Origin of the sequence: Actinomadura sp. NPDC048032 (genome assembly GCF_040653175.1) — a bacterium.
In the GTDB taxonomy this organism is placed as follows: Bacteria; Actinomycetota; Actinomycetes; order Streptosporangiales; family Streptosporangiaceae; genus Spirillospora; species Spirillospora verrucosospora.
The window spans coordinates 1-10122 of record NZ_JBEZJP010000305.1 but is presented as its reverse complement, the minus strand read 5'-3'; the positions used below and the strand labels follow the sequence as shown (position 1 = coordinate 10122).

The window sequence follows — 10122 nt, the reverse complement described above, 5'->3', positions numbered from 1 at the left end:
CGCCGCGGGGTGTGGGGGGGGGGGGGGGGGGGGGGGGGGGGGGGGGGGGGGTGGGGGGGGGGGGGGGGGGGGGGGGGGGGGGGGGGGGGGGGGGGGGGGGCGCGCGGCCCCCCCCCCGGGGCGGCCCCGCCGCCCCGCCCCCCCCCCCCCCGCCCCGGGTCGCCCGCGCGCTATTTCCGGACCAGCCAGGCGATCGCGGTCATCGTGCCGGGCGGGACCTCGGTGAAACCGCCGTCCCGGACCGCGACGGCCGCCTCCTTCACGCACCGGGCCCACGGCACGTCCCGCGCCAGGTGGACGGGGGCGCCAGCCTCGACCCACGCCGCCACGTGCCGGCGGCGTCCCTGGCGGAGCAGCAACTGGGCGGCGTGCCCGCACTGGGCGGCGGCCTTCCCCGTCGTGATCGTCACCTCGGGGTTGAGGGCGATGACCGCGTACGGGGGCTCGGGCGGCGCGGAGGGCTCCGGCGCCTCCGCCAGGTCGAGGCCCGCGACCTGGAGCTTGGCCAGCTGAGGCGGGACGTCCGACACCGGCCCCGGCGGGAAGGCCCGCACCTGCGCGCCCGCGTGCCGGACCGTGACGCCGGGCAGCGCCTCCGCCTCCGGCCAGCGCACGCCGCGGGCCCGCCGCGTCACCTTCCGGATCCGGCGCGACTCCCACTCCCGGACGGCCTCCCGCCACTCCCCCTCGGGCTCGGCGGCGCGCGGGTCGGTCAGCAGGCGGACGACCGCCGTCGCCGCCGCCTCGCAGACGGCGTCGTGACCCGGCGGATCGGCCTTCTCGGCGCGTACCACCAGTTGCATCGCCCACGGCGGGTCGTCAAGGGGGTCATAGTCGGGTCGCACCCGTGGAGTATTCCAAACTCCGTTCCGCTTCCCGGGAGCGGTAGTGGGTACTGCAACTCTTGCCGTCCCCCGGACGTCGTTCAGGTACGGGAGGTCGCCGGTGACCAGTGGCGCATGGAGTGATTCCATACCGGGAATCGGGACGTTCTTCGTCGGTATCGACGTCGCCCCCGGCCGCTACCGCTGCGAGGACGGCAAGGGCGGGTGGTGGGTGCGCTTCACCGGCCCCGGCGGGGGCGACCCCGTGGGCTCCTGGCCGCTGCCCGCCGGCCCCACCGAGATCGAGATCGCGCAGACCGACTTCGCCTTCGAGACCCACGTCTCCACGGCCTGGCGGCGCATCGCGCCGCCCCGCTCCCCCGAGGACGGCGCCCCGGCCGAGCCGCGGCCGGTCGCCGACCCGGCGCTGCGCGCCGAGCTGGACACGATCGTCGCGCGCCGCAAGCCGCTGGTGTGGCTGGCGCCGCTGTCGGTCCTCGCCCTCGGCCTGGTCGGCTCCCCGCTCCTCGGCTCGCTGTGGCTGATCGGCCTCGGCATGCTCGCGGTCCTGGTCGCGCTCGGCACCCCGTCGGTCTCGCTGGACCTGCGGCGCGCCCGGGAACTGGAGCGCCGCCGCGACCGCTACCTCCTCCCCGAGGACTTCGACGACGACGGCCGCGCGCTGCTGGCCCGCGTCCAGGCGGCCGTCGACGCCGTCCGCGACTCGCAGGTCAACCGCGAGGGTCTGCTGGACGCGGTGGACAACGCCGTCACACTGCCGCGCCAGGAATGGGAGATCGCGCAGGTCCTGGCGAAGCAGTCGCGGCTGCGCGCTGACCACGCCGACATGGCCGGCGCCGAGACGCTCCCGGAGGTGGAGGCGGCGCTGCGGCCGCTGCGCGACAAGCTCGACACCTCGGTCGAGGCGGTGACGCGCCGCGTCGAGGCCCTGGAGCGCTACGCCGAGCGCGCCCGGTCGGCCGACGAGGTGCTGCGCGCCCAGCGCCGCCTGGAGTCGATCGCGGAGAAGGCGCACGAGTACGACGAACTGCTGGCCGACACCGTCCGGGACGATCTGGCGCTCCCCGCCATCGAACGCCTGACCGAGCAGGGCGACGAGCTCCTGCGCACCCTCCGCGAGCGCCTCGCCGAGGCGGCCGAGGCGGGCGGGGAGCTCCCGCCCCCTTCCTAGTCAGGCGGTGAGGGCGCGCACCTGGGCCGGGGAGGTGAAGAGTTCGGCGCGCATGCCGGTCTCGCGGGCGGCGAGGACGTTGCGCTCGTTGTCGTCGAAGAACAGGACGTCGGCGGGCTCGACGCCGAGGCGGCCGGCGCAGATCTCGTAGGCGCGGGGGTCGGGCTTGGCGACGCCGATGCGGCAGGAGTAGACGCGCTCGTCGAAGCGGGAGAGCCATGCGCCGTGCCGCGCCTCGAAGCGGGGCACCAGGTCGCCGATGATGTTGGAGAGCAGCCCGAGCGTGCGCCCCCGGTCGGCCAGCTCGCCGACCAGGGCGACCATCTCCTCGTCGACGGCGGTCCAGCTGTCGAGGTCGGCCTCGGTCAGGGCGGGGACGTCGGGGAACGTGGCGCCGAGCAGGCCCGCGACGTCCGCCCAGTAGGCCGCGCTCTCCTGGCCGGCGTCGTAGGCGGGGCGGCAGGCCCAGTAGGCGTCCCAGAACGCGGGGCCGCGCGTCCCGGCGATTTCCTCGATCCGCCGCACCGCCTCGGGAGTCTGGGTGCGGGCGATCACTCCGTACAGGTCGAACACGATCACTTCGGGCATGGCCCGAGCCTAATCGGCGCGGGCGGCGGTCCGGGAAACCTCTGTAGCAAGCGCTTGTTGCACGTCGTACGCTGGTCCGGCCGCCGAATCGAGCAAGCGGTTGGGCGACACGGCATAATGAGAGGGTGACGACCACGAGCGCCAAGTCCGGACGATCGAGAACCCGCGGTGCCGGCGAGGACGCGCCCCGCCGCCGCGGCCGCGGAACCCCCGCGCTGGCGTCCGAACGGCGCGCCCACCTGGTCAGGCTCGCGGCCGAACTGTTCGCCGAGAAGGGGTTCCAGGCCACCACCGTCCGCAACATCGCCGACGAGGCGGGCATCCTGTCCGGCAGCCTCTACCACCACTTCGACTCCAAGGAGTCGATCGTCGACGAGATCCTGTCCGGGTTCTTCACCGAGGTCATGGCCGCCTACCAGGCGGTGATCGACGAGAACGAGAACCCGCGGGACACGATCGCCGGGCTCGTCCGCGTCGCGTTCGGCACCCTGGAGCCGCACCGCGCCGCGATCACGGTCATGCAGAACGACTGGAACTACCTGCGGGGCATGGACCGGTTCGCCTACCTGACCAAGTCCGAGGACGAGGTCGAGAAGATGTGGGTGACCACGCTCCAGGCGGGCCAGGCGGAAGGGCTGTTCCGACCCGACCTCGACCCGAAGCTGACCTACCGGATGATCCGCGACACCGTCTGGGTGGCCGTCCGCTGGTTCCGGCCCGGAGGCCGGCTGAACGCCCAGGGGCTCGCCGAGCACTACCTCAAGGTGATGTTCGACGGCATCAACCTGCACTAGCCCGCAGGCTCGCCCGATCGGCCCCGTCCCCGGCCCCGGGCGCGGGACGCGAGGGCAGGATCCGCCGCAGCGGTCCGGGCAGCCACCAGTTCGCCTCGCCGAACAGCTCCATCAGCGCCGGGACGAGCACCAGCCGCACCACGGTCGCGTCGATCAGGATCGCGACGCCGAGGCCGAGTCCCATCTGCTTGACGGCGACGTCCGCGCCGAGCAGCACCGACAGGAACACCATCACCATGATGGCGGCCGCCGCGCTGATCACGCGGGCGGTGCGCGACAGGCCGAGCGCGACGGCCTCGCGGGTGGCCACGCCCTCCTCGTAGGTCTCGCGGATCCGGGACACGAGGAACACCTCGTAGTCCATGGACAGCCCGAACAGGATCGGGAACATCATCAGCGGCACCCACGTGGTGACGGGCATGTCCGCCGGGAAGCCGAGCGCGCGCCCCGCCCACCCCCACTGGACGACGGCCGTCAGCACCCCGTACGCGGCCGCGATCGACAGCAGGTTCATCAGGGCGGCCTGCACCGCCACCGTGACCGACCGGACGAGCCCGACGAGCAGCAGCAGCGACAGGCCGACGACCACGGCGATCAGCAGCGGCAGCCGGGTGGAGACGCTGTCGGCGAAGTCGATCGAGGCGGCGTTCGGGCCGCCGACGTAGGCGCGGGCGCCCGTGCCGGCGACGGCCCCGGGGATGACGTCGTCGCGCAGCGTGTGCACGAGCCCCGGCGTCCGCTCGTCGTGCGGGCCGGTCTTCGGGAACGCCATGACGATGGCGGCCTTCCCGTCCCGGCTGGGGCGCGGGGGCTGGACGGCCGCGACGCCCGGCGTCGCGCGGACGGCGTCCGCGATCCGTCCCGCCTCCGCGAGTCCGCCGCCCTCGGTGACGATGACCAGCGGCGCGGCGGTGCCGGGGCCGAAGCCCTCCGCCATGATCCGGCTGGCCTGGTAGCCGCTGTGGTCGTGCGGCTGGGTGCTGGAGTCCGGCAGGCTCAGCCGCATCGACAGCGCGGGCACGGCGAGGACCAGCAGGACGGCGGCCGCGCACAGCCCGGCGACGACCGGGTGCGCCTGGACGACCCGCGCCCAGCGCTCGGCGAGCGGGCGGCGGGCCCGGCCGAGTCCCGGGACGCGCAGCCGGTCGATGGCGTGCCCGGCGAAGCCGAGCAGCGCGGGCAGCAGCGTCACGGCGGCGAGCATCGTCATCAGCACGGCGACGCCGGCCGCGACCGCCACGCCGTTCAGCAGCTTCTGCTGCATGATGAACAGGCCCATGAGCGCGATCACGACGGTGGTGCCGGCGAACAGCACGGCCCGTCCGGCGGTGGTGACGGCGGTGACCGCCGCCTCCTCCGGGCCGGCGCCCGCGTGCATCTCCTCCCGGTGGCGGGTGACGATGAACAGGGCGTAGTCGATGCCGACGCCGAGCCCGATGAGCGCCGCGATGATGGGGCTGAAGGAGGGCGCGGGCAGCAGGTGCCCGAGCAGCATGATCAGCGCGAGGCCGGTGCCGATGCCGAACAGCGCGGTCACGATGGGCAGCCCCATCGCCAGCACCGACCCGAACGCGACCAGCAGGATGACGACGGCGGCGAGCAGGCCGATGCCCTCGGACGGGCCGCCGCCCGGCGTCTCGGCGGCGTCCACCGCCGACCCCCCGAGGTGGATCCGGACCGGTCCCGAGTCGGTGCGCACGTCGTCCAGGAGCGCGGTCACGTCCGTCTTCGGCATGTCGTCCGACGAGACGTCGAGGCCGCCCGTGGCGAACGCGGTCTTGCCGTCCGCGGAGATCTGCCCGGGCGTCTCGTACGGGGACGACACCGACGCGACGTGCGGGGTCTTGGCGAGCCGGTCGATCGCCTGCTCGACCTTCGCCTTCACCTTCGGGTCTTGGACGCCGCCGTCGGCGTGCACCGCGAGCGTGATGGAGTCGCCGCTGCGCTGGGGGAAGTGCTCCTCCAGCAGTTCCGACGCCTTCGCCGAGCCGGAGTCGCCGCCGGAGAAGTCGTTCAGGGGCTCGGCGGCGAAGCCGAAGCCGATCGTCATGACGGCGATCGTGCCGACGATCCAGCCCGCCAGCGTCAGGCGCCGTCTCCGGTAGCAGAACCGGGCCAGCCTTGCGAGTCTCATGGGTACCGCCTCCGCGGACGCGCCGCGCCTAGGGGATGTCCTTTGCGCGCTCAGCGTCCTCTCCGGTTGTGGCCGAGGGCATCCGGCGGACGGTGTCACCCAGGGAAGCCGGCTACATCCACCGGAGTACATCCGGCGCGGTATCCCACGGTCCGGGGGCCGGAAGGCCCATAGTGTGCTTAGTCACGATTTGCGGAGTAGGAGTGACGCTTTGGTCCGTGGGGACGCTGTCAAGGGAGAGATCTACCGGGGGAGGGCGGCATGACGCCTCGGCACGGGGCCGCCGGCGAGCCCATGCCCGCGGGCCTGCGCGCCGCCACCGCGCGCGCCCTCCAGGAGCAGTTCCCGGGCGTGCGGGTCTGGTACGGCCAGGCGACGGGGTCGTGGTGGGCCATGGTGCCGCTGCGCGAGGGCCCGCGGCTGCTGGAGGCGCCGTCCTCGCAGCAGCTCCGCGAGGAGATCATGAGCTTGCGGTCGCGGGGGTGAGCCCCTCCGCCCGTCGTACGCACTCCGTCGCATGCGCTCGGTGAGCCCTGCGATTCGTGAGGGTGCGCGTCAGATTGACGCCTTCGCAGGCGCCCGGCGCCTCGCGTCCTGTTTCGCCGCCCGCCGGGAACGGGGCGCGATCCGTTCCCAGCGGGCGTCTCTGAGGAAACTAACCCGAAAAGTCTTCGGGCACAAGCGCTTGCTCGGTTTTCACCTCGGGGCGGCGCCGCCGCGCCGCCCCTTTCGACCGTTCCCCTACAGCTCGTACTGGATGGACGCGCGCTCCGCCGTGATGGGCGTGACGTACTCCTCGACCGCCGCGCGGTGGACCGGATGGTCGCGGTAGACGAGGTAGGCGTCCAGATCCGCGAAGTCCGCGACCACCGCGAAGTCGTAAGCGCCGGGGTTCACGCCGGCGTTCACCCCCACGCCGTACTCCCGGATCTCCGGGATCGCGCCGGGCAGCTCGCGCAGCTTCGCCGCGACCTCGTCCTGCTGGCCGGTCGTCGTGCCTTCGGTCCATCTGAACAGCGCTATGTGCCGGAAACCACTCATGACGGCACGCTACAGGCGGCGCACCCGCCTCAGACGTCTCCGAGCTCCGCCGCGGTGATCGCGCCGAGTTCCCAGCACGCCTCGAGATCCGCTTTGCCGGGCTCGCCCGTCACCACCACGGGCGGCTGGACGGCCTTCCACCTCAGCCCTGTGGTGATGGCGTCCAGGGCCCGCACGGCGCCGGTGGCGTCGTTGTTGCCGTGCAGGAAGGCGCCGAACGGGCGGCGCACCGTCTCCTCCAGGCAGGGGTAGTAGATCTGGTCGAAGAAGTGCTTCAGCGCACCGGACAGGTAGCCGAGGTTCACCGGGGAGCCCAGAAGGTAGCCGTCGGCCTCCAGGACGTCCACGGCGGTGGCGGACAGCGCCGCGCGGGACACGACCTCCACCCCCTGGACCTCGTCGGTCGACGCGCCGGCGCGCACCGCCTCGACCATCGCCTGGACGGACGGCGAGGGCGTGTGATGGACGAGCAGGAGCCTCTTCATCACCACGAGGCTAGCGGTGTCCCGGCCACCCGGCCGGGTATGCCCCGGTGACGGCGCCCGGCCGACGGTCCGGCCGTACGCTGGGTCAAGGCCCCATAACAACGACCGAACCCGGGAATGAGTTCCGGAAGATCTTGGTTGGGGGCTCAGCGGAGGTGTGCTTCGTGCTATCGGACGAGTCTTTGCGGAGGGCCGGCGTTTCCCGCCCTCCGGCCGCGGGCGGACCGGACGCGGCGCCCCATGCGCGGCCCGTCTGGCCGCTCGCGCTGACGGCGGCCCTCGTCGCCGCCCTGATCGCGGTGCCCGCGTTCGCGGACGCCCCGCACTGGCTCGGCCGGCTGTCCGAGCTCGCCACCGGCAGCCCGCTGAGGCCGGAGCACGCCGTCGTGCTGGCCCTCGCGCTCGCCCTGGTCGCCCGCGGCGTGCTGCTGCGCCGCCGCGCCGCCTGGTACGGGCTCGTCACGCTGGCGCTCCTCGGCCTGCTCGCCGCGCTGTCCGGCGACGACCCGCTGTGGCGGCTGCCGCTCCTCGCCGCCGCCCTCGGCGGGCTGTGGCTGGAGCGCGGCCGGTTCCCCGTGCGCCCGCACCCCGAACGCGTCCGCGCGGCCGTGAAGACCGGCGCCCTGCTGCTCGCCGCCGCGACCCTCTTCTCACTGGTCCTCGGCGGGGTGTCGGTCCGGTCGGTCGGCGACGTCGCCATCGGGCTCGGCGCCACCGGCGCGCCCATGGACGGGGCGTCCTGGCTCCCGGGCGTGCTCGGCCTCGCCGGCGCCGCCGGCCTGCTCGTCCTGGTGATCACACTCCTCGCGCCCGACCCGGCGCCCCCGCCCGGCGACGAGGCGGAGCGCGCCCGCGTCGCGGGCCTCGTCCTGCACCCCGGCTCCGACACCCTCGCCCCGTTCGCGCTGCGCCGCGACAAGGCGTACGTGTTCAGCGCGGACGGCCGCGCCGCGATCGGCTACCGGGTCCTGTTCGGCATGGCGGTGGCGGGCGGCGACCCGGTCGGCGACCCGGCCTCGCACACCGACGCCGTGCGGGCGTTCCTGTCGATGTGCCGGACCACCGGCTGGCGCCCGGCCGTCCTCGGCGCGAGCGACGCCCTGCTCCCGGCCTGGGGGCGGTGCCGCTCGATCGGCTTCGGCGACGAGGTCGTCATCCGCCCCGCCGAGTTCAGCCTGTCCGGGCGGAAGATGCGCAACGTCCGGCAGGCCGTCAAGCGCACCGAGAACTTCGGCGTCTCGTCCGAGATCCTCCCGGAACGGGAGCTCACGCCCGCGCTGCGCGGGAAGCTGCTGGACGTCGCGTCCCGCTCCCTCGGCGGCGCGGCCGAACGCGGCTTCTCCATGAACCTGGACGAGCTGCTCACCGGGTACCACCCGGGCGCGATCGTCGCCGTCGCCTACGACGAGGACAAGGAGCCCATCGCGTTCCAGCGCTACGTCACCGCGGGCGAGGGCGTCAGCCTGGACGCGATGCGCCGCGACCCCGGTGGCCCGAACGGCGTCAACGAGCGCCTCATCGTCGAGATGGTCGAATACGCCGCGGAGCACGGGCACGGGCTCGTCTCGCTGAACTTCGCCGCCTTCCGCGAGCTGCTGGACGCCGACGAGCGCGGCCTGCTGGAGAAGGCCGGCTACCGGGCGCTGCACCTCCTCGACCCGTGGATCGCCGTGGAGTCGCTGTACCTGTTCGACAAGAAGTTCAGGCCGTCCTACAAGCCGCGCAGCGTGGTCTTCCGGTCCTGGTTCGACATCGCGTGGCTGGCCGCGGCGCTGCTCACGCTGGAGTTCGGCCGGACGCGCCCCGCCCAGCGCGCCGCCGGCCCGATCACCGAACCCGTCCACCACCTGGGCCGATCCTGAGACGATCCCGGCGCGGCGGAACGTCCTAGAACGTGATTCTATGGAGTCCCCGCCTGAGAGGATCGCGCATGAGCAGCACGGTGCAGGGCCACTGCGATCCGGCGTTCGCCCGCGTCCGCGACGTGTTCGAGGAGCACTTCGCCGAGGGACGCGAGCTGGGCGCCGCCGTCGCCGTCTACGCGGGCGACCGCAAGGTCGTCGACCTGTGGGGCGGTGTCGCCGACCGCCGCACCGGACGCGCGTGGCAGGCCGACACCCCCTGCTTCGGGTTCTCCTGCACCAAGGCGGTGACGGCCGCGGCGGCGCTGCTGCTCGCCGAGCGCGGCGCCTACGACGTCGACGGCCCGGTCACGGACTGGTGGCCGGAGTTCGGCGCCGCGGGCAAGGACGGCGCGACGGCCGCGCATCTGCTGTCGCACCAGGTGGGCCTGCCCGCGTTCGCGCGTCCCGTCTCCGCGGAGGAGGCCGCGGACGCCCCGGCCCGCGCGGCGGAACTGGCCGCGCAGGAGCCCGAGTGGACGCCCGGCGAGGCCCACGGCTACCACGCCCTGACCTACGGCTGGCTGGCCGGTGAGATCGTCCGCCGCCACTCCGGCGGACGGACGGTCGGCGCCTTCGTGAAGGACGAGTTCGCCCGCGACCTGGACCTGTGGATCGGGGCCCCGGACGAGGTGATCGAGCGCGCCGCGAAACTGTCGGCGGGCCGGCGCACCGGCGGCGGGACCGACGCGCCCGGAACCGACGCGCCCGGCGCCACCGGGCAGGACGTCCTGACCCGGCTCGCCGAGGCCTACACCGACCCGCGGTCCATGATGAACCGGTCGCTGAACAACCCGCATCCGGGCAAGGGCGGCTACAACAACCCGGTCGTGCTGCGCGCCGGGTGGCCTGCCGCGGGGATGACGACGACCGCGCCCGCGCTCGCCGGGTTCTACCGCGACCTCACGGCGGGCCGCGTCCTGCGCCCGGACACGCTGCGCGAGGCCGTCCGCCCGCGCGTCAGCGGCCCCGACCGCACGCTGCTCGTCCGGAGCTCCTTCGGCCTCGGATTCATGCGCCCCTCGCAGACCTTCTTCACCCCGAGGGCGGGGCGCGCGTCGGCGTTCGGCCACACCGGCGCGGGCGGCTCGGTCGGGCTCGGCGACCCCGAGGCCGGGCTCGCGCTCGCCTACCTGCCGAACCTGATTGGCGACCACGCGGCC

The 10122-nt window shown here is 74.1% G+C and carries 10 protein-coding genes; 5 read left to right on the top strand and 5 right to left on the bottom strand.

Features of this window, described 5'->3' with window-relative positions:
- Positions 1-170: 170 nt before the first annotated feature.
- A complete protein-coding gene (locus AB0C69_RS30110; protein WP_360358471.1) occupies positions 171-845 on the bottom strand; it encodes a hypothetical protein in 675 nt (224 codons plus the stop codon).
- A 100-nt stretch (positions 846-945) separates the two neighbouring features.
- Between AB0C69_RS30110 and AB0C69_RS30105 the strand changes: the two genes are divergently transcribed.
- Positions 946-2016, top strand: a complete 1071-nt coding sequence (locus tag AB0C69_RS30105) for a hypothetical protein (RefSeq protein WP_360358470.1) — start codon at positions 946-948, stop codon at positions 2014-2016.
- Here AB0C69_RS30105 and AB0C69_RS30100 read toward each other — a convergent pair whose 3' ends face one another.
- A complete protein-coding gene (locus tag AB0C69_RS30100) occupies positions 2017-2604 on the bottom strand; it encodes an HAD family phosphatase (RefSeq protein WP_360358469.1) in 588 nt (195 codons plus the stop codon).
- 125 nt (positions 2605-2729) lie between these two features.
- Between AB0C69_RS30100 and AB0C69_RS30095 the strand changes: the two genes are divergently transcribed.
- Complete coding sequence (locus AB0C69_RS30095) at positions 2730-3398, top strand: TetR/AcrR family transcriptional regulator (RefSeq protein ID WP_345175157.1); 669 nt, start codon at positions 2730-2732, stop codon at positions 3396-3398.
- Here AB0C69_RS30095 and AB0C69_RS30090 read toward each other — a convergent pair.
- Complete coding sequence (locus AB0C69_RS30090) at positions 3385-5532, bottom strand: MMPL family transporter (protein WP_360358468.1); 2148 nt, start codon at positions 5530-5532, stop codon at positions 3385-3387. The two genes, AB0C69_RS30095 and AB0C69_RS30090, sit on opposite strands and share 14 nt — an antisense overlap.
- Positions 5533-5793: 261 nt before the next feature.
- Here AB0C69_RS30090 and AB0C69_RS30085 point away from each other — a divergent pair, with 261 nt between their 5' ends.
- Positions 5794-6018, top strand: coding sequence for a hypothetical protein (locus tag AB0C69_RS30085; RefSeq protein WP_353832839.1), 225 nt, complete (start codon positions 5794-5796; stop codon positions 6016-6018).
- Positions 6019-6273: 255 nt separating this feature from the next.
- Here AB0C69_RS30085 and AB0C69_RS30080 read toward each other — a convergent pair whose 3' ends face one another.
- Positions 6274-6573, bottom strand: a complete 300-nt coding sequence (locus AB0C69_RS30080; protein WP_345175150.1) for a Dabb family protein — start codon at positions 6571-6573, stop codon at positions 6274-6276.
- A 29-nt stretch (positions 6574-6602) separates the two neighbouring features.
- The gene (locus AB0C69_RS30075) at positions 6603-7058 is read right to left on the bottom strand and encodes a flavodoxin (protein WP_360358467.1); all 456 of its coding nucleotides are present in this window, start codon (positions 7056-7058) and stop codon (positions 6603-6605) included.
- Positions 7059-7222: 164 nt separating this feature from the next.
- Here AB0C69_RS30075 and AB0C69_RS30070 point away from each other — a divergent pair, with 164 nt between their 5' ends.
- Positions 7223-8920 carry a phosphatidylglycerol lysyltransferase domain-containing protein gene (locus tag AB0C69_RS30070; protein ID WP_353832841.1) on the top strand — a complete coding sequence of 566 codons (1698 nt, stop codon included), beginning with the start codon at positions 7223-7225 and terminating at the stop codon, positions 8918-8920.
- A 68-nt stretch (positions 8921-8988) separates the two neighbouring features.
- Positions 8989-10122, top strand: a 1134-nt coding sequence (locus tag AB0C69_RS30065; protein ID WP_360358466.1) for a serine hydrolase domain-containing protein, incomplete at its 3' end; no start/stop codon positions are given.

Excerpts from the sequence above, each read along its gene's own strand:
- AB0C69_RS30085 (WP_353832839.1), top strand. The coding sequence starts at position 5,794 with ATGACGCCTCGGCACGGGGCCGCCGGCGAGCCCATGCCCGCGGGCCTG.
- AB0C69_RS30075 (WP_360358467.1), bottom strand. The coding sequence starts at position 7,058 with ATGAAGAGGCTCCTGCTCGTCCATCACACGCCCTCGCCGTCCGTCCAG.
- AB0C69_RS30080 (WP_345175150.1), bottom strand. The coding sequence starts at position 6,573 with ATGAGTGGTTTCCGGCACATAGCGCTGTTCAGATGGACCGAAGGCACG.
- AB0C69_RS30100 (WP_360358469.1), bottom strand. The coding sequence starts at position 2,604 with ATGCCCGAAGTGATCGTGTTCGACCTGTACGGAGTGATCGCCCGCACC.
- AB0C69_RS30090 (WP_360358468.1), bottom strand. The coding sequence starts at position 5,532 with ATGAGACTCGCAAGGCTGGCCCGGTTCTGCTACCGGAGACGGCGCCTG.